The 19,756-nt window shown below is 42.7% G+C and carries 16 protein-coding genes and 4 tRNA genes; 11 read left to right on the top strand and 9 right to left on the bottom strand.

Features of this window, described 5'->3' with window-relative positions:
* Positions 1–27: 27 nt before the first annotated feature.
* The 3 genes from H9L11_RS20775 to nirB form a co-directional block, all read right to left on the bottom strand.
* Positions 28–876, bottom strand: a complete 849-nt coding sequence (locus H9L11_RS20775; protein WP_005387971.1) for a formate/nitrite transporter family protein — start codon at positions 874–876, stop codon at positions 28–30.
* A 211-nt stretch (positions 877–1,087) separates the two neighbouring features.
* Complete coding sequence (gene nirD, locus H9L11_RS20770; protein ID WP_054575426.1) at positions 1,088–1,411, bottom strand: nitrite reductase small subunit NirD; 324 nt, start codon at positions 1,409–1,411, stop codon at positions 1,088–1,090.
* 13 nt (positions 1,412–1,424) lie between these two features.
* Positions 1,425–3,989 (bottom strand): nitrite reductase large subunit NirB, encoded by a 2,565-nt coding sequence (gene nirB / locus H9L11_RS20765; RefSeq protein WP_205391159.1) that lies wholly within the window; start codon positions 3,987–3,989, stop codon positions 1,425–1,427.
* Positions 3,990–4,516: 527 nt separating this feature from the next.
* Between nirB and rnk the strand changes: the two genes are divergently transcribed.
* The 5 genes from rnk (at position 4,517) to H9L11_RS20740 (ending at position 9,903) form a co-directional block, all read left to right on the top strand.
* Complete coding sequence (rnk, locus tag H9L11_RS20760) at positions 4,517–4,924, top strand: nucleoside diphosphate kinase regulator (RefSeq protein ID WP_005390213.1); 408 nt, start codon at positions 4,517–4,519, stop codon at positions 4,922–4,924.
* A gap of 238 nt (positions 4,925–5,162) precedes the next feature.
* Positions 5,163–6,122 (top strand): diguanylate cyclase, encoded by a 960-nt coding sequence (locus tag H9L11_RS20755; protein WP_064376974.1) that lies wholly within the window; start codon positions 5,163–5,165, stop codon positions 6,120–6,122.
* A 227-nt stretch (positions 6,123–6,349) separates the two neighbouring features.
* A complete protein-coding gene (locus H9L11_RS20750; protein WP_005376042.1) occupies positions 6,350–7,336 on the top strand; it encodes an ABC transporter substrate-binding protein in 987 nt (328 codons plus the stop codon).
* 298 nt (positions 7,337–7,634) lie between these two features.
* On the top strand, positions 7,635–8,675 hold the full coding sequence (locus H9L11_RS20745; protein ID WP_225455651.1) for a GGDEF domain-containing protein: 1,041 nt from the start codon (positions 7,635–7,637) through the stop codon (positions 8,673–8,675).
* A gap of 274 nt (positions 8,676–8,949) precedes the next feature.
* Positions 8,950–9,903: an LLM class flavin-dependent oxidoreductase gene (locus H9L11_RS20740; RefSeq protein ID WP_230238042.1), complete on the top strand. Its 954-nt coding sequence runs from the start codon at positions 8,950–8,952 to the stop codon at positions 9,901–9,903.
* 5 nt (positions 9,904–9,908) lie between these two features.
* Here H9L11_RS20740 and H9L11_RS20735 read toward each other — a convergent pair.
* Positions 9,909–9,982: transfer RNA gene (locus tag H9L11_RS20735), tRNA-Cys, on the bottom strand.
* A 36-nt stretch (positions 9,983–10,018) separates the two neighbouring features.
* Positions 10,019–10,105, bottom strand: a tRNA-Leu gene (locus H9L11_RS20730).
* Positions 10,106–10,406: 301 nt separating this feature from the next.
* Here H9L11_RS20730 and H9L11_RS20725 point away from each other — a divergent pair.
* Together H9L11_RS20725 and H9L11_RS20720 are read left to right on the top strand one after the other, a co-directional pair.
* Complete coding sequence (locus H9L11_RS20725) at positions 10,407–11,336, top strand: CHAD domain-containing protein (RefSeq protein WP_064376958.1); 930 nt, start codon at positions 10,407–10,409, stop codon at positions 11,334–11,336.
* A 69-nt stretch (positions 11,337–11,405) separates the two neighbouring features.
* A complete protein-coding gene (locus H9L11_RS20720; RefSeq protein WP_005375991.1) occupies positions 11,406–12,194 on the top strand; it encodes a lipase in 789 nt (262 codons plus the stop codon).
* A 74-nt stretch (positions 12,195–12,268) separates the two neighbouring features.
* On the opposite strand, the gene H9L11_RS20715 is transcribed toward H9L11_RS20720, so the two are convergent.
* The 4 genes from H9L11_RS20715 to H9L11_RS20700 form a co-directional block, all read right to left on the bottom strand.
* Positions 12,269–12,523 (bottom strand): hypothetical protein, encoded by a 255-nt coding sequence (locus H9L11_RS20715; protein WP_005375990.1) that lies wholly within the window; start codon positions 12,521–12,523, stop codon positions 12,269–12,271.
* A gap of 130 nt (positions 12,524–12,653) precedes the next feature.
* Positions 12,654–14,177 carry an alpha-amylase gene (amyS, locus tag H9L11_RS20710; protein ID WP_115386660.1) on the bottom strand — a complete coding sequence of 508 codons (1,524 nt, stop codon included), beginning with the start codon at positions 14,175–14,177 and terminating at the stop codon, positions 12,654–12,656.
* 306 nt (positions 14,178–14,483) lie between these two features.
* Positions 14,484–14,557 (bottom strand) — tRNA-Cys (locus H9L11_RS20705).
* Positions 14,558–14,593: 36 nt separating this feature from the next.
* A tRNA-Leu gene (locus H9L11_RS20700) sits at positions 14,594–14,680 on the bottom strand.
* A gap of 550 nt (positions 14,681–15,230) precedes the next feature.
* Here H9L11_RS20700 and H9L11_RS20695 point away from each other — a divergent pair.
* From H9L11_RS20695 to H9L11_RS20680, 4 genes are all read left to right on the top strand, one after another.
* On the top strand, positions 15,231–16,862 hold the full coding sequence (locus H9L11_RS20695) for a methyl-accepting chemotaxis protein (RefSeq protein ID WP_005375988.1): 1,632 nt from the start codon (positions 15,231–15,233) through the stop codon (positions 16,860–16,862).
* A 201-nt stretch (positions 16,863–17,063) separates the two neighbouring features.
* Positions 17,064–18,293, top strand: coding sequence for an alanine racemase (alr, locus tag H9L11_RS20690; protein WP_005375987.1), 1,230 nt, complete (start codon positions 17,064–17,066; stop codon positions 18,291–18,293).
* Positions 18,294–18,604: 311 nt separating this feature from the next.
* A complete protein-coding gene (locus tag H9L11_RS20685) occupies positions 18,605–19,336 on the top strand; it encodes an AzlC family ABC transporter permease (protein WP_005375986.1) in 732 nt (243 codons plus the stop codon).
* Positions 19,333–19,641, top strand: a complete 309-nt coding sequence (locus H9L11_RS20680) for an AzlD domain-containing protein (protein WP_017820198.1) — start codon at positions 19,333–19,335, stop codon at positions 19,639–19,641. Before H9L11_RS20685 ends, H9L11_RS20680 begins: the two co-directional genes overlap by 4 nt.
* Positions 19,642–19,756 lie beyond the last annotated feature (115 nt).

Below are 19,756 nucleotides of genomic sequence, written 5' to 3'. Positions count from 1 at the left end.
CATATTAAGCGAATTACCCGTTAATGGTTATTTAGCCATTGCAGGTTGCGCTTTTACTTCTTCTTCAGCATTGATAGAAGGCGCAGTTTTAGCGTGAGTTAGGTACAGTGGAATACAAGTCATTACTAGACCACCAACAATGTTACCTAGGATGGTTGGGATAAGGTTGAAGTTCAACCAAGTCGCGATACCAAAATCCGCACCTAGAATCATACCTAGTGGGAATAGGAACATGTTTACTACTGTGTGCTCGAATACTAGAGCGAAGAAGATGAAGATTGGGAACCACATCATTGCTACGCGACCAGATACTGAACGTGCTGTCATGTTGCCGATAACGCCTAGACATACCATTAGGTTACAGAAGATGCCGCGTACGAAACACGTGATCCATCCGTCCATACCCATGTTTTCAAAACCAAGGCTACGCGCGGTAGAAACAGCCACAAATTTCTTCGCTACTGCGTTCAGTTCTAGAGAGAAGTTACCTGTTAGAGAGATAGCCACTAGGTAAGCAACGATCAGAGAACCGATAAGGTTACCCAAGCCTACAAGACCCCAACAACGGAAGATACGACCCCAAGTGATGCCCGGACGGTTAGCAAACTTAGCCAGAGGCGCTAGACCAAAAACACCGGTTACTAGGTCATACCCCATCACACTTAGAATTACGAAACCAACGGGGAAAACAAGTGCTCCTACAAGACCGATACCCGTTTGTACAATCGCGGTAATAGCAACCACCACCGCAAGCGAAAGAATAACGCCAGCCATCGTACCGCGAAGCAGAAGGTCTCGCGTGCTTGTATTAGTTTTCGCTTCACCAACATTGATCATGGTTTGCACGAATTCTGCAGGCTTAAAATCAGTAGACATGAATGTGTCCTTATCCAAAATTGAAAGTTAAAAAGTTAAAAAGTTAAAAAGTTAAAGATTGAATAGAGAAAGGCTTCCCGTTGACACCTGAACGCTGTCTACAACACCTCGCTTCCCTGTTCCCCTGAGATGATGCTTGGAAAGCCTTTGTCTATTGAATCTAGGTTTCAGTTCATTCCCTCCCCCTAAGAGGAGGGAATGAAAACCAAGCTTACGCAGAGATTTCTACTTCGCCGTTGGTTACGCGGGTTTTGTACGCTTTCACGCTAAAACGCTCGTCTTCCATGCACGCACCTGTTGTCAGGTTAAAGCGCTGCTTCTTAAGTGGGCTTGCCACCCAAAGCTCGCCTTGGTGCTCACAGATCAAACCGCGAGAAAGCACGTTTGATTGGAAGAACGGGTCTGTGTTGCTGATCGCCAGCACTTCTTCTGCTTGTGTTGGGCGAAATACCGCAACTTGCTGACCATTAACCAAAGCACAAACACCCGTGCCCGGTACGATGTCGCTGATTTGGCAAATCTTTTCAAATGACATAATCAAACTTCCCTTATGCTTCAGTGATCGCTACGTGTAGGATGTCGCCTTTCGCTTCAGGGTGTTTTTCCGTGAAGGTTGCTGGGCGGTGCTGTTCGCGCTCTTGTACAAACACGACGTTTTCATCGCGCTTGTCAGAGTTGATGAAGTGCGCGAAACGAGTCAGTTGTGATTCGTCGTTGATGGTCGCAGTCCACTCACACTCGTACTCGTCTACAAGCTTCGCTACGTCAGCTTCTAGTTGAGTGTTGATGCCAAGTTTGTCGTTAACAATCACTTCGCGTAGGTAGTCAACGCCACCTTCCATGTTTTCCATCCAAACTGATGTGCGTTGTAGTGGCGCAGCAGTACGGATGTAGAACATCATGAAGCGGTCGATGTACTTGATTAGCGTTTCTTTATCTAGGTCACTTGCAAGTAGGTCTGCGTGACGAGGTTTCATACCACCGTTACCACATACGTACATGTTCCAACCTGCGTCAGTCGCGATAATACCAAGGTCTTTACCTTGTGCTTCCGCACACTCACGAGTACAGCCAGAAACACCGAACTTCATCTTATGAGGTGTACGAATGCCTTTGTAACGGTTCTCGATGTAAGAACCCAGACCAACAGAGTCTTGAACGCCGTAACGACACCACGTTGAGCCAACACAGGTCTTCGCCATACGAAGTGCTTTTGCGTACGCTTGACCTGTTTCGAAACCAGCGTCGATAAGCTTGCGCCAGATCTCTGGAAGATCGTCTTTTTGAGCACCAAACAGACCAATACGTTGAGCACCGGTTACTTTGGTGTATAGGTTGTATTCTGCTGCAACGTTCGCTAACGCACCCAGTGCTTGAGGTGTTACTTCACCACCCGCCATACGTGGGATAACAGAGTAAGTACCGTCTTTTTGGATGTTACCTAGGAAGTTATCGTTCGTGTCGTGCAGCTTAACCAGTTGTGGCTTAAGAATGTGCTCACCCCAGCAAGAAGCCAAGATAGAACCAGCCAGTGGTTTACAAACTTCACAGCCGTAACCTTTACCGTATTTCTCTAGAAGCTCATCAAACGTTTTGATCTCTTCAATACGGATTAGGTGGAACAGCTCTTGGCGTGAGTATGCAAAGTGCTCACACACGTCGTTCTTCACTTCGATACCAGATTTAGCAAGCTCAGCATTTAGAACAGAGGTCACTAGAGGAATACAACCACCACAGCCTGTACCTGCGCCAGTCACTGCTTTGATGTCGCCCAATGTGTGGTGACCATCAGCAACCGCTTGTGCGATCTTGCCTTTGGTTACGTCGAAACAAGAACAGATTACTGCGCTTTCTGGTAGAGCGTCTGCACCGAGTGCTGGTTTCTCAGCGCCTGCGTGTGCAGGAAGGATCAACGCATCCGGGTGTTCTGGTAGGTCGATTTCGTTCAACATAAGTTGAAGCAGGTCACCGTAGTCAGAGGTGTCGCCAACCATAACCGCGCCAAGCAGTTTCTTGTTGTCTTTAGAAACGATAAGACGTTTGTAAACTTCTTGTTCTTCGTTCTGGTAAACGTAACTCTTACAGCCTTCAGTACGACCGTTCGCGTCACCGATTGAACCTACTTTTACACCTAGAAGTTTCAGCTTCGCAGACATGTCAGCGCCTTCGAATTTGCTTTCTGTGTTACCTAGTAGGTGGTCAACAGCAACGGTCGCCATCTTGTAGCCAGGAGCAACAAGGCCGTAGAACATTTCGTTCCAAGACGCACACTCACCAATCGCGTAGATGTTCTCATCAGAAGTCTGACAATGGTCGTTGATAGCAACACCGCCACGAGGTGCCACTTCTAGCTCCATTTGGCGTGCTAGTTTGTCTTGTGGACGAATACCTGCAGAGAATACGATGAAGTCTGTTTCTAGTTCTGAACCGTCAGCAAAACGCATAACGTTGCGTGCGTTTGTGCCTTCTGGCGCAATCTCAAGCGTATTTTTGCTGGTGTGAACGTTCACGCCCATACGCTCGATCTTGTGACGAAGTTGGTTACCACCAGCCAGGTCAAGTTGCTCAGCCATTAGTTTTGGCGCGAACTCAACAACGTGCGTTTCTACACCCAGTGCTTTCAGTGCGCCTGCTGCTTCAAGGCCTAGCAGACCACCACCGACAACAACGCCTGATTTGCTCTTCTTCGCACACGCTTCGATCGCTTTAAGATCTTCGATAGTACGGTAAACAAAACAGTCTTTGCTTTCGTGACCTTTAATAGGTGGAACAAATGGGAATGAGCCAGTAGCAAGAATCAGCTTGTCGTATTGAACTTCACGGCCAGTGCTTGAGTAAACAATGCGGTTTTCACGGTTGATGTTAATCGCGCGTTCGCCGATCAGCATGTTAATACCGTGTTTCTCGCAGAAGCCTTCTTTTACTAAAGAAAGTTCATCTGCAGTATGGTGAGAAAAGTAAGAGGAAAGATGCACACGGTCGTATGCGACACGAGGTTCTTCACAGAAAACCGTAATGTCTATATTAGACATATCAGCTTTCTCGACTAAGTCTTCAATATAACGGTGCCCTACCATACCGTTACCGATGACTACTAGCTTCAACTTGCTCATTATAATTCCTAAGGGTTAGGTTCTTATCACTGAGCTCATTGTTAATTGTGAAAGAAAATTAATACATGATGTAAATCAATTACAATTTCAAACTACCCTAAAGGGGTAGATGAACGTATTTATCTGACTATTGCGAAATAAAAAGTAATTTATTAACGGATATTGGTAGTTTTAACAAACTGAGATAACCGAAGCCATGCTAGCAACGGACTATACCGTTTTGCTTTTATGAAGTTAGGCTGACCATCGAAACCGAGCACACCTACGATAAATCCTGCTTTGCTTCTAAACGACGCACTCACTTGACTTCACCGTTTCAAGGTGAACAGAGAACAATATCTGAAGTGATTGAAAGATTTAGAAAAATCAAGCTTCACAACAAAAATTTTTTACTAGCTAAGTCGCACTATAAAGACTAAAATCAGGTTTAGTTCATATGGAATAGCGTCCATATGATTGATACCGTAATTGACATATAGAGTGCCGTCCCATTTTTGTGAGGCGGCCTTTTATTTGGGAGTCATAAAATGTCAGAAAACAATTCTATCTACATCTCAAGCTTAGATATGAACCGAATCACGGCCTTGTTGGATAAAATGCCAAACATCGCAGCGGAGCTTGTGGAATTAGAAGCAGAGCTCGACCGAGCAACAGTTCTTGAGCCAGAACAAATGCCAGATAACGTGGTCACGATGAACTCGACTGTAGAGTTTAAATTTTCAGGTGAAGATAGAACCATGACAAAGACACTGGTTTACCCTTCTGAACTGAAAAGCAGTGATGATATCTCTATTTTTGCGCCCGTAGGCAGCGCACTGATCGGTTTGTCTGTCGGCCAAAAACTTGACTGGCCAATGCCAAATAATCAAGTGAAGACAATTGAAATTGTCGATATCACATACCAACCTGAGCGTTGTGGTGCACTAAACCGCTAACCCTCAGTAGTCCCGGTGCAAAGGCCTCCATTTAAGACTTTGCACCAGGAGAGCCCCTCGCTTACCCCCTATTTCCTTCTTTGTTTTCCAAGCATTTACTTTGCTGCTCTTAAGTAACATCACCGATTCTTTATTATTTACCGCATATTCAATACTTATATCTCCAAGCTCAATCATAGAAATTGCAAAGTATTTTTCGTATATTGTCGCTCCGAAAACGACGTAAATTATGCGCAAAATGGAAGAATATCTAACTCGAATTGCCTGCTTAGAAAAAGAAAATGAAGAGCTGAAGCGGAAGAATGCGCGACTACAAGAAAAGTTGAATGCTGCACTCGACAGTAATGGACTGTGTTTGTGGGAGCAGCATATTCCTTCAGGTACTTTGACGATATTCAATATGCAGTGGGGCAAAATGCTAGGTTATCAGCCCCATGAGTTAACCGCGACGGTTGAAACGTGGAAAAACAATCTCCACCCTGAAGATTATGATCTTGCGGTGGGTGCATTTGAAGATCACCTAGCTGGCAAAACCGACCTTTATGAGGTAGTGCATCGCATGATTCATAAAGACGGCAGTGATAGTTGGGTCTACGATCGAGGGCGCATCGTCGAGTATGGTTCTGATGGCGAACCACTGCGCATGATGGGCACTCATATCGATATTACAAAAGAAAAGCGATATGAGCAGCAACTGGCTAAGTTAGCTTCGAGTGATCCATTGACCGGACTGTTAAATAGAAAAGCAATTGAGGAAAACTTTAATCATCAACCTCAAACCAAGCCGTCTCAGCAGTCTGCCTTAGTGTTTGTTGATATAGATAATTTTAAAGCAGTTAACGACCAGCTAGGTCATCATACTGGTGATACTCTCCTCATTAATATAGCCAATAGCTTAACAGAGCTTGCGTCAAGCAAGTCTCAAGTTGGACGCATAGGAGGCGATGAATTTGTTATCTTAAACTGGCATTCAAGTCGAGAGGAAATATCCCAACTTTGCAATCAACTCTTAGACTCAATCATTCCAGCGATAAATCAAGACTTACATAAAGTAACTATAGGAATGAGTATCGGTGTTTGTCTCTTTAACAAAGGAAAGCAACCGTTTAATGAAGTGTATCAAAAAGCCGATCACGCAATGTATGAGATAAAGAAAAATGGCAAAAATGGAGTACAATTTTTCAACTTAAAAAGTTGATATCTCTCCATAAATCATCATGTTATGAAATCAGTCATTTGCTACAACTTGAACTAACTAAAGATAAATTCTTTATATCTAAGCCAGTTACCGAAATTACCCCTAGGTACTCATAAATTTGGCACGATACAAATAAATCCCCTCCTCTCCTAGCATCAACCCAATAAGCAACTACACTCATTTAACTGATAGATTAATTACTACTATTATGAAGGGAGTTGTTTTTGATGGATACAAAACAGATTTCTACAGTTATCATAATTTTAGTTCTTTCTGCATTAGTAGTTGCTTATTTAAAGTTAACAACGGTATCAAATGCTATCCACAAACCTACAACAATCGGTATATCTAAGACGCCTCTGTCAGCCCCTTTTATCATTGCAGAGCACATAGGTGCGTTTGAAGAAAACGATTTAAACGTCGAACTTATCATGTGCTTTGGAGGGGTCGAATGTTCAAACCTACTTCTAGAAAACCATGTTAATTACGCCACTTTTTCTGAAAGCGTACTGATGTTTAAAAGCTTTGAATACAAAGATTTAGCATTAATCACTTCTTTTGCATCTTCTACGAATGATATTAAGCTGCTAACTAAAAAGCGGTCTGGCATAGAAAGTATAGATAAATTACCAGGAAAAAAGGTTGGTGTAATAAAAAAGAGCGCTAGCGAATATTACTTAGACTTGTTGCTACAGGTAAATGACATTGATTTAGAAAAAGTAGAAAAAATATCATCAACAACGCAGGTTATTATAAATCATTTAATGCAAGGAAACGTCGATGCAATATCTACTTGGGAGCCATACGGATTTATGGCCAAGAATAGAATAAATGAAGAAGTAAAGAACATAGGAATTATTGGCGTGTATAAACTTTACTTTTTGCTTGTATCAAAAGAAATACACATTGAAAAATCAGATCAAGAAGTAATGAAAATAATAAAGTCACTTCATCACTCAATTAACTGGATGGATAAAAACCCTCATTTAACAATGAAAATACTATCACAAAAACTTAACACAACAGTTGAAGAAATATCTTGGAGTTGGGATGATTATAACTTTCGATTAAATTTAACGAATTCTTTATTATTTACATTACAATCAGAAGCTAATTGGGCATTAAAACAAAACTATGTAGAAGGACAGATTCCAAATTACAGAAAAATATTTAAAGAAAACTATATCAATTCATATTTTGATGGTCTAGATTAAAATGCATCGTTCGTTAAACCACTATTTAGCATCACTATTCAGTCTAAGCGTAATACTATGTATCAGCGTTATAGTATACATAAGCTTCATAAAAATAGAAGATTATAAAGCCAAGAAACAATTAAACCAAATAATGGACATACAAATATCATTAGAGTCATTAAGTAGTTATCTTTGGGCTTACACTCAAAATAGGGGAAAAAACAATTTCACACAATTCATGATTTCTCATAACAAATTAAACGAATTATTATCTCAAAATGAAGATGTTTTATACCTTACTAAAGACCTAAAAAAAATGAATCTCGAACTGTATTTTTTAGTTCAATACGAAAATAATCATTTACTAGACAAAGATCGCCATTATGATTCAGTCGTAAATTATAATAAATCAAATCCTGTCATACAATCCAGAATAAACATTGTATCCCAGGATATGAATAATGAAATAATATATATTTATAAAAAAATACTTAATAATAAGTCTACAAAACTACAAAATTTAAATTATTACACTCAAGCAGGTATTATTTTTATCTCTCTGGTTGTTATGCTATTATGCTTTTATATAAAAATAAAGTTCAAGAGAAGCTTTCAAAGGTTTATAAATGGAATAAAACAATTAAGCAGGTCAAATTTTGACTATAAAATCCCTTCAGAAAATCAATTCACGGAATTTGAAAATCTGTCTTGTTACTTCAATAAAATGGCGGCATTGTTAAACCACACAACAATATCAAAATCAAAACTTAAAGAAGAAGTAGAGAATCAAACTTCAGTTCTAAATCGTCAAAAAGAAAGTTTGGTATTTTTGTCTGAGCACGACTCCTTAACTAATATCTACAATCGTCGAGCAATAGAAAAACATTTGATCCAGCTTACGCGTAATTTCAGAGGCAGTGAGAATAGTTTTAGTTTGTTTTTTATAGATTTAAATTTATTTAAGGATATTAACGATAGCCATGGCCATGAGGCAGGTGATGCAGTGTTAAAATCTGTAGCTAGTAGATTATCAAGTATTATCGACGAATCAGACATGGTAGGCCGCTTTGGTGGAGATGAATTTATTATTATTCATCGTTCACACACAACAGGTACGTCTCTGTCTGCATGTGCACTACGCTATATCCAAGAAATAGAAAAAGTAATTCATTTTAAAGGTAAAGAGTTATGCGTCGGAGCTAGCATTGGTATTGCACTCTATCCTGAGCATGGGTCGAATGTACATGAATTATTAACAGCGGCAGACAAGTCTATGTATCAGTCAAAACGTTCTAAAGCTAGCTCGTTCACTATTGTCGACAACAGCAGTTCGCTGTTAAAGAGGCCTATGTTTTAATCTAAAGTAGCTGTGGAAACGTTCTACATGCGAATATTCAACGACATCGACCACTGTGGCCACTTACAGTAATAAAGCCGCTTTTATCACATAGCAAAAGCTAAACTCGTAAGCTAAACGCTCTCCAGGCATTGAAGAAAAATAATCCATTGTGAATGGTTAATCCTCCCCTTTTAAACGTCAACTTTCACCACCATATGATAGTTAAGATTCATTAACAGGCTATAACTATCCTATGTCTTTTCCTCGTTTATCTGTTCTGGATTTGGCACCCGTGTCCGACGGAACAAACTTCACCGAAACGTTCGAGCGCTCCGTTGAATTAGCTCAATCAATCGAGTCCTGGGGCTATCATCGGTTTTGGATGGCTGAACACCATAACATGCCCGACATCGCCAGTGCCGCAACCAGTGTATTACTCAGTCATATTGGAGCGCACACGAACTCGATCCGTTTAGGATCTGGTGGAATCATGTTACCTAACCATGCACCACTAGTTATTGCAGAGCAATTCGGAACGTTAGAGGCATTATACCCTGGTCGTATTGACCTCGGATTAGGACGCGCACCAGGCACCGACTACCAAACAATGCATGCATTAAGGCGGGAACCAGAGCATATGGATCCTGACTTTGAAGAGCTGTTGGAGGAACTTAATTTCTTTCTTGGTCCCGTATCTCGAAATCAACCAGTCGCGGCTTATCCAGGTAACAACACATCTCTGCCGATTTGGCTTCTGGGGTCGAGTACATACAGCGCACGTTTAGCAGCTAAGAGAGGCTTACCTTTCGCATTTGCTGCACACTTTGCTCCAGATGCAATGTCTCGTGCTCTAAACTTTTATCGAGATGAGTTTGTCCCATCCGAGCATTTAGCTCAACCCTATGTGATGATTTGTGCCAACGTTATCGTAGCGGATACTCAGTCACATGCAGATTTTCTCGCGACAACAGAGAAGCAAAAATTCTTAAAAATGATTCGCGGCAATCGCGAAAAACTTCGCGCACCAGTGAAAAGTATGGCACCACTATGGTCAGCACAGGAAAAGCTTCACGTTGAAACTCAATTACGTGAATCTATCCATGGTGATCAAACATATGTAAGACAGAAAATTGAGAAACTTTTGGAACGCACTGGGGCAGATGAAATTATGGTAAACACGATGGTGTTTGAACAATCTGAGAAGTTGAGATCCTACAGGTTACTATCGGAACTCATGGACAAGTAAAAGAATGGAGGCGCCTCCCGGAGTCGAACCGAGGTCCACGGATTTGCAATCCGCTGCATAGCCACTCTGCCAAGGCGCCTTTCTGATTTTGTATCTCTGTCACCAAAGATTTTGATGGTGCCCCGGGCCGGACTTGAACCGGCACAGCGCGAACGCCGAGGGATTTTAAATCCCTTGTGTCTACCAATTCCACCACCAGGGCAACGCAATCATGCGATGGGTTAGACACCATCTGTCTCTGCGGCCTTTGCCGTGAGAACGAGGCGTACTTTAACGGATTAATTTATCTGGTCAACAAAAAATTAGTCTCTTTTATTCAAATGGTTAAAAAGCCAACTCAAACGAACAAAGGGCGATCATTTTGCTCACAAGAACATCAGCATGCTTTGCTCTCGTTTACTTTGCTTCATCACTTCATGTCAATGAGGAATCGACAAGTCACACAAATTGGCAGTATGGGTATAAACTTAACTCGTACTGCAGGGGACAAATAAGCGCTCATCATGTTTCGAAAGTCATCATTTCAATTACCGCTACATACTGATTCCGAACTCGACTTCGTAGTGTCCCACTTCTTACTTACTGAATTTGATTATGCACGCTCTCTGGAACAGGGGATCGTCCATGACTTGGACCCTGAATATACACACCAGTATCGCGTCACACTAAGGCGCATACGCTCACTATGCTCACTACTTCGCGAACTGATCCCTCCTTTTGAACAGCGTATTTTGAAACCTCATTTAAGAATAATGATGAAGAAAACAAATAAGCTGCGTGATTTGGACGTATTTATCTTGGACAAAAACCAATACATTGAAATGCTCCCAAATCACAAATCGTCTCTTGAGCAGCTTTTTGGCTTTATCGAAGCCGAACGTGCTTACGAACAGGCAAGAGTTACGCGTTGGCTAGCTACAAAAGAATACACAACGCACTGCACTTTGGTCAGGAATAGTCTGCTGCGAAGTACGCAACACGAACGAGTGGATAGCAACGTACCTGCGTTACTCTTCGCAAGCCAAAAAATCTCCGATCAATTTAAAAAAGTTGATAAAGCACGACGCAAGATCTCGGACAAAAGTCGTGACAGCGTGATTCATTCGATGCGGATAAAGTGCAAAGCGCTGCGTTATCTGTTAGAAGGATTTTCCACGCTCTATCCTTCCCAACAGCACAAAAACAACGTGAAACAACTAAAACTATTGCAAGACAAGCTCGGTGACTTTAACGACACTTCAAGTCAAATTGAATTTTTCGCACAACTCAAAGAAACAGCAAATCTTGATAAACAAGATCGTAAGGCTTTGAAAAAGCTAATTAACGTGCTTAGCGAACATCATGCACTCTCTCGCCAAACCATCTTGACGCATTTAAGCCAGTTTGAGTCTTTCATTCGCGATACCAATACACAGAATCTCTACCGACCCTAAATCAAGGTTCACGTATTTTTAATATTCATTAATTACAGTCAAACGTTAGGCTCCACTAAGAAAGTTAACGTGAAACCATTAAAACGATACCAATACGAGCGCTATGCGGTGCTTTGTAATCTCGCCTACCCTCGCGTCTTCAGGCAAACTCAATACGGGTTCGATCCTAATGGGCAACGAGTCATTAGAAATGAACACGGTAAGATTATGATTCGCGTGCTCTGGAGTAAAAAACAGAGTGAAGTGGTCGTAGTGATTAAAGGCTCACACAGTATCAGTGATTGGTTGTTGAACTTCGCGATGTGGACGAGAAGCTGTCGAAGGTTGGGACTAAACTATCGCATTCACGCGGGTTTCTATCATCTGTTGTTCCAAGAAAGTTTACCGAGCCGAAATGAAGATCGGTTAGGGTTGACCGTGATCGAACGCCTCGAAGGTATCGTTGTACCACTTATTCTCAGGGGGAAAAGAATCACTATTACTGGCCACTCTTCAGGTGGCGCGATTGGCAGTGTTTTTGCTGACTATATTGAGAAAAAATACCCAAAAAGCATTAAACGCGTGGTCACTTTCGGACAGCCCGCTGTCGGGGATTGGACGTTTAAGAAACGCTACCGTTTGGGGCACAAAACATACAGGATTTGTTGCGACATCGACATCGTGACCTTTATGCCGCCCGTACCTTTTTTGTATTGGCATGTAGGCAAAATGCTATGGTTATATAACGGGAGAATATACGAGAACACCCCAACGCTCATACGGCTTGGGCGCTCCTTATTTAGTTGGCTAATGCGACCGTTCTCTTATCACTTTATGAGTAAATACATTCGCGACAAAGACTTTTTTGATGAACGCTGAGTTAAACATCCGAAAGGTATGACGTACAGACACGAAAAAGCCGGACTTCGCCGGCTTTACGATTAAGTGGTGATCTACAGAGAGGCAATTTCTTTTTCAAGTTGATATTTGTTATCTGTGACAATTCGCTCTAACACTTCAACACGTCGCTTCAAGTCACCAATTTGCTTGTTAAGGTTATCTTGTTCTTCTCGGCTCATCGTATTACGTTCAGATATCTCCAACGCTCTTACTTCTTTACGATGGTTCAAGATTAACTTTATTATCCCGCCCCCAAATATGGCACCGAACACAATAGCCACAACCAATACATCAGCAATAGATTCCATTCTTTATCTTCCTCTAGATTATGCTCAAATATAAGTTACTCATTTGTTGAATGAATATCAAATAACACATTGATTCATTGAAAAGTTTTATCAAGAATTGCCTACTCTGTATCAAAATCACAGGAATGGATTATTCAACGCCAACCCAAACCGAGACAGATCCGCCGTTTACTGGGAACTCAGCCCAACCATTCGCATCAGTCCAAACTTCTTCAGTTCGGATACCCAACTTGTCTACGTAGCGAGCACTTGGTTTACCCGTATACATCCACTTCGAGCCACCAGGTCCATCACTCATGATCACGGCCATTGAATGTGGATGATTTGCATCACCTTCTCGAGTCCAACCAATTACGTCCCAGTGGTCGAGATAAGAATGTTGTTTGCCATAGGCATAATCTTTACGCAGTGTTACTAGCTCTTTAATGTAAGGCACTTTGACCATATTGATGTCATGCCCTTTATCACTGTACTGCGCGCCGTAGTAATCTGCATAAAACACGGATGGATAACCTTCTTCACGCAATAAGATAAACGCGTAAGCGAGCGGCTTGAACCACCAATCAACGGTTGATTCCAACGCCTGCAAAGGCTGAGTGTCATGGTTTTCTACTAAGGTAACCGCTTTGACTGGATTGTCCTTCATCAGCGTACCATCCATGATTTGACGCATATCGTAGCTACCACCCGATTTAGACGCATTATAAAAGTTCATATGTAACGGTGCATCAAACAAAGACATGCTGCCAGAGGTTTTGGTGATAAAGTTATGCAGCTGATTCACATCGTAGTTCCAGTACTCTCCGACCGTGAATAGTTCTTTCCCTGTTTTCCAACGTAGGTGATCAATCCATTCTTGCAGGTATTGATATTTGATGTGCTTCACCGCGTCCATTCTAAACCCATCAACACCAGTCATGTTGATATACCACTCACCCCAGTCTTTAAGTTCTTTCTTAACTTCAGGGTGATCCATGTCTAGATCAGCGTACATAAGGTAATCGTAGTTGCCTTTTTCCGAGCTCACTTCCCAATCCCATGCCTTACCCTCACCTTTGAATTTGAAGATAGCTTTTTCTTCGCCAGCATCGTCCCAGTCCACGCCATCAAAGTGGTACCACGTCCAATGAAAGTTTGAGTACTTATCGTTGCGCCCAGGGAAATCAAACTCTACCCACGCTTCAATCCATTTATCACCAAGTTCAATATTTCGGTTGTTCCAATCGACTCGCTTGGTGTCGACCCAGGATTTACCATCCGCACCGCCGCGATGGTTGAACACCACATCGCCATAAATCTGGATATTGTTTTTATGGGCAGTATTGATGGCGCTTAGGTACTGATCTTTGGTGCCATACTTGGTGCGCACCGAACCTTTTTGATCAAACTCTCCCAAATCATACATATCATAAACGCCATAACCGACGTCGTTGCTACCACCAGCACCTTTATAGGCGGGCGGTAACCATAACGCAGTAAAGCCGTTGCCAGATAGTGCCGAAGCGTTGTTTTCAACTTGTGTCCAGAGCGCACCGTCATTTGGCACATACCAATGGAAATACTGCATCATGGTGCCATTTTGTGCCGCCATTACAGGCGAACTGAGCAGCAAAGTTAAGGGTAAAAGTGTAGGTTTAAGGTTGAATGTTTTCATTATTTTTCTCTCACGTTAAGGACTAGAATCCTCCTTTCTGCATATACGCACCAAGCGATACTAACTATGACGCTAGCTAGGTTGCTGCCTGTAATACAAAAAGTTCGGATTACAATCGAAGAGAAACTATCACCAATCACACTATACAATTATTGAGTTGTCTAACATTTATAAAGTCAATGATTAGCGCATTAAAAATATTGAATGGTGATCAAAACATGGGAGGCTTTAGGAAAGCGCGAGGGTTACGAAAAGGCGGACTAAAAACGAAAAAAGCCAGTCATTTAAGACTGGCTTTCGAAATAGTGGAGGCGCCTCCCGGAGTCGAACCGAGGTCCACGGATTTGCAATCCGCTGCATAGCCACTCTGCCAAGGCGCCTTTCTGATTTTATATCTCTGTCACCAAAGATTTTGATGGTGCCCCGGGCCGGACTTGAACCGGCACAGCGCGAACGCCGAGGGATTTTAAATCCCTTGTGTCTACCAATTCCACCACCAGGGCAACGCAATCATGCGATGGGTTAGACACCATCTGTCTCAGCGACCTTTGCCGTGAGAACGAGGCGTACTTTAACGGATTAATTTATCTGGTCAACAATAAATTTTATCTTTTTGATTTAAGTGCTTAAAAAGCGATCTGCCTAGTACATTTGGCATTCAATTAGACCAATAAGCACCCGTTCCCTTTCATTGGCTATTAAGTCATACGCATACTAGTGCCCGTAACTGCTTCGAGGTAAACACGCGACTATCACGTTATGAACGCTGATCTTTTCACCGCTGTAACATCTGTAACAATTTGATTCCCTGCTCTTGGCACGACTGCGTACAGAACATCATATTTTGTTACCGATAACTTTATATCGAATGTGGTCGTACCTTTATAAAATCATTGACTTTTTTTATTTTCAAAAAAAGCTCAATTCATTATCGAAAATATCAATAAATAATGGTACGTTACACGAGTTGCAGTAATTTAATGGACATATATCACATATAAGGATGTGGTTTACTTTGGCGACACAACATAAGAAAAACAAGGTATATCACTAATGTCTATCAAGAATCTTTCTATAGCGAAAAAGATATCGCTATCGTTTTTACTCATTGCCATCGTCAACATTGCATTTGGCGTGTTTTTATCTACAGAGCTCAAAAGCATCAAATCTGAGCTTTTAAACTATACCGACGATACGCTTCCTGCAATGGAAAGGGTCGATTCGATTCGAGATCACTTGTCTCGCTGGCGCCGAGCTCAATTTGCTGCGTACACTTATGAAGACGCAGACCAAGTCAAAACTAAAATTTCTAACAATATTAGAGAACGCGAAAAGATCACTAGAGAGCTCAACGCTTACGGTGAAACTATCTGGCCTGGCGAAGAGCAGCAAACTTACCAGCGTCTTATGCGTCAGTGGAAAAAGTACTTGGTTACTATGGACCAGTACAATGAAGCGATGCTAGCTAACGACAAAAGCAAGGCCCACCCTATTTTGGCGAACTCTTTGTCTGCTTTCGAAGCGGTTGACTCAGAGTTAGGCGAACTAATCCGTCTCCTTAAAGAAGCTATGGACAGCAACAAAACTCATATCCTGTCCTCTGTAAATGGATTGAGTAATTCTTCAATAGCAAGTAACGTGATTATCCTACTGATCATGGTAGGCATGACATACGTGCTGACTCGCCTAATTTGTGGCCCACTTAAACTTGTTGTTGAGCAAGCAAATGCCATCGCGACAGGTGATCTATCAAGTGACATTGACCGTAAAGCAATCGGCAATGACGAGCTTGGTGAACTGGCAGACGCGACCACTAAGATGCAAGATGACTTACGCCAAGTTATCGATAACGTGATTGCTGCAGTTACTCAGTTAAGCAGCGCTGTCGAAGAGATGAACCAAATCTCCGATATTTCTGCGTCTGGTATGAAAGATCAACAGCTGCAAATTACGCACATCGCAACAGCAATGACAGAAATGAAAGCGGCCGTAGCCGATGTTGCTCGTAACACTGAAGACTCAGCGAACCAAGCTAACGAAGCAAACCGACGCACACAACACGGTGTTCGTGAAACCCAAGGTATGGTTGACGCGATTCAAGAAGTTTCAAACGTAATTGGCGCTGCAGGCGATACCGTAGCAGAGCTTGAACAGCAATCGAATAAAATTAACGTGATCGTGGATGTTATCCGCGACATTGCCGATCAAACCAACCTACTTGCACTTAATGCAGCCATTGAAGCGGCGCGTGCTGGTGAGTCTGGTCGTGGCTTTGCCGTCGTTGCAGACGAAGTTCGAACTCTTGCCGGCCGTACGCAAGATTCAACGAGTGAAATCACTTCGATCATTGAGCAGCTACAATCACTTGCAAAAGACGCAAAATCAGCCACTGAACTTTCTAGAACCAGTATTTCAGAATGTGCAGAACAAGGCATTCAATCAAAACAGCTGATGAGCGACATTGAGCATTCGATTTCTGACATCTCAGACATGGGTACCCAAATCGCCACGGCTTGTAACCAGCAAGACTCTGTTGCGGAAGAGCTTAACCGCAGCATTGAAAACATACATTTGGCATCTCAAGAGGTCTCGCAAGGTTCGGAGCAAACCGCACAGGCGTGCCGCGAACTAAGCCAGCTATCCATTTCTCTTAAAGATGTAATGAGCCGCTTTAAACTGAGTTAAACTCAGTGGATACCTTAGTAGATATCAAATCAATCCCGATTTGCTTAAATTGAATGTCATCACTGAGGTATATTTAGGTATATATTAAATCACTATCTTAATAAACGCTCCAAAGCACCACTTGGAGCGTTTTACTTCGTCAGGTACTTTCCCCAAGTACTCAATAACATAACCAATACAAAAAACGCGTACGGAGACTTTATGCGCTTAAATAAAACCTTACTATCACTGACTATCGCTGCTGCAGTCGCGGTTCCTGTAATGCAAGCCACTGCCGCTCCTCTTCAAATTAGCAATACAGCAGCAAAAGCAGAGCAAGTTCAAGGTGCTAACGCTTGGCTAGAAATAAACTTAGGTCAGTTCCGCGATAATATTGAGCAGTTTAAATCGCACATGGATGGCAAAACGAAAATCTGCGCCGTGATGAAAGCCGACGCATACGGCAATGGTATCGCAGGCCTGATGCCGACTATTATCGAGCAACAAATTCCTTGCGTTGCCGTTGCAAGTAACGCCGAAGCACAAACTGTTCGCGACAGTGGCTTTAAAGGCCAACTTATGCGTGTACGCTCAGCGGATATTGGCGAGATTGAAGCCGTAATCGACCTAAATGTCGAAGAGTTGATAGGCACAGCAGAGCAAGCTAAAGCACTGTCTAAACTAGCCGAGAAAGCTGGTAAAGAAATCAAAGTTCACCTTGCTCTGAACGACGGTGGTATGGGACGTAATGGTGTTGATATGACGACAGAAGCGGGCAAGAAAGAAGCGCTAGAAATCGCTCAACAAGCTGGCGTTAATATTGTTGGTATCATGACTCATTTCCCTAACTACAATGCAGACGACGTGCGCCAAAAGTTAGCTTCATTCAAAGACAGTTCTGCATGGCTGATTAAAGAAGCGAATCTAAAACGCGACAACATTTTACTGCACGTAGCAAACTCTTACACCGCGCTTAATGTTCCTGAGGCGCAGCTTGATATGGTTCGTCCTGGTGGCGTTTTATACGGAGACTTACCAACTAACCCTGAGTACCCTTCTATCGTGTCTTTCAAAACACGCGTGGCATCCGTTCACCACCTGCCAAAAAATAGCACAGTCGGTTACGACAGCAGCTACACAACAAGCAAAGAAAGCTTAATGGCGAACATTCCTGTTGGTTACTCTGATGGTTATCCACGAAAAATGGGGAATACGGCAGAAGTTCTGATCAATGGCCAACGTGCAAAAGTTGCGGGCGTTGCTTCAATGAACACCACAATGGTAGATGTTACAGGTATCAAAGATGTTGAGCCTGGTTCTGAAGTTGTTTTGTTTGGCTCCCAACAAGGCAAAACGATTTCAGCTGCTGAGATGGAAAAACACGCAGAAGTCATCTTCCCTGAACTATACACGGTTTGGGGAAGCGCGAACCCTCGTGTCTACGTAAAATAAACCTATTCAGTTATTCGTAACAGAGCGAAAAAGCGAGCCTCGTGCTCGCTTTCTTTCTTATTTACTAATCTGTACTAGCTCGTGATGTTATCAATTAAACAGAGCTTACTATTTCTGTTGTTTTATTCTCCTTTAGCACTACCAAGCGCGACTCTCTACACTCTGTTTCTTAAAGCCGCTTGGATGGCTCAATTTTATATAGCACTTAGAGTTTGAAAGCCCCTCTAATTGATGTTAAACATGAAGTTTACAAAAGAATAACAAACACACTCGTATGGCACTGCCCCTTTGCCTGCTAGCTAGGTATCTCTATGACAGAAAATACTCAACATCTTCAACGCTCCTCCACTGAGTTGCACGAATTTAATCGGCTTGACGTCTGGAACGGCTTCACCCAACTTTTACCCCTCTCTATGTTCGTGGTCATATTTGGCCTCGCTTTCGGTGTTGCTGCGGTACAGACTGGACTAGATGTATTTCCCACTATGTTGATGAGCACACTGGTCTTCGCCGGTGCTTCACAATTTGCCACGTTAGAAATGTGGGGAGCGGAAGTCCCTTTCATTCCAGTACTTATTACTGTATTTGCGATTAATGCTCGTCACCTCTTGATGGGAGCCACACTTTATCCATGGTTACGACAACTCCCACCAACAAAACGTTACGGTGTAATGCTGGTAGCATCAGACGCTAACTGGGCAATGGCACTCAATGCATTTGGTAGAAAAGAACCAGGCTTTGGCTTGCTTGTTGGTGGCGGCTTAGCGATGTGGTCTTTTTGGATTGTGGGCACCTGGATCGGCATTTATTTTGGTAGCGCAATCAAAGATCCGGTGGGCCTAGGGCTCGATATGGTTATGGGATGCTTCCTGCTGTCTATGGTGGTGGCTGGGCCGAAAGACTTAAGAATCTTTGCAATTTGGGCCATAGCAGCAGCCTCTTCTATGTTGGCGTATTGGTATTTGCCAGAGAATAGCCACGTAGTGGTTGGCGCCATTACTGGCGGAGTCTTGGGTGCTTGTTGGAAGGAGAAGAAAGCATGAACATCGAAACAACCTTAGGTGGCACACTGCTTATCATTATCGCTATGGCGTTAGTCACGCTCATAACCCGCTGGGGCGGAGTGTATGTTATGTCATTCATTCCAATTAGCGAACGGGTTCAACGTTTCATTACTGCGATGTCAGGCTCCGTATTGGTTGCCCTTTTAGCTCCGCTAGCAGTAGAGGGTGATAACGGTGCTAGAGCAGCACTGTTTTCTACTGCCGTTGTCATGTTCATCGTGAAAAAGCCTCTACCCGCAATCGCAGCAGGCATCATCGCCGCCGCTGCAGTACGTGCTCTTTAGTCGCTGTTTCAACGCCGATACCAGTCATCAATAAAAGACCCAAAATACAAAACCCTGATGTCACGAGTGTCATCAGGGCTTATCTTATGCCCATCATTTTAACGATGAACAACGA

It is taken from the genome of Vibrio sp. sp1 (assembly GCF_016920955.1).
Lineage (GTDB): Bacteria > Pseudomonadota > Gammaproteobacteria > Enterobacterales > Vibrionaceae > Vibrio > Vibrio alginolyticus.
The sequence above is the reverse complement of the archived record's forward strand: the minus strand, read 5'-3'. Positions and strand labels throughout refer to the sequence as shown.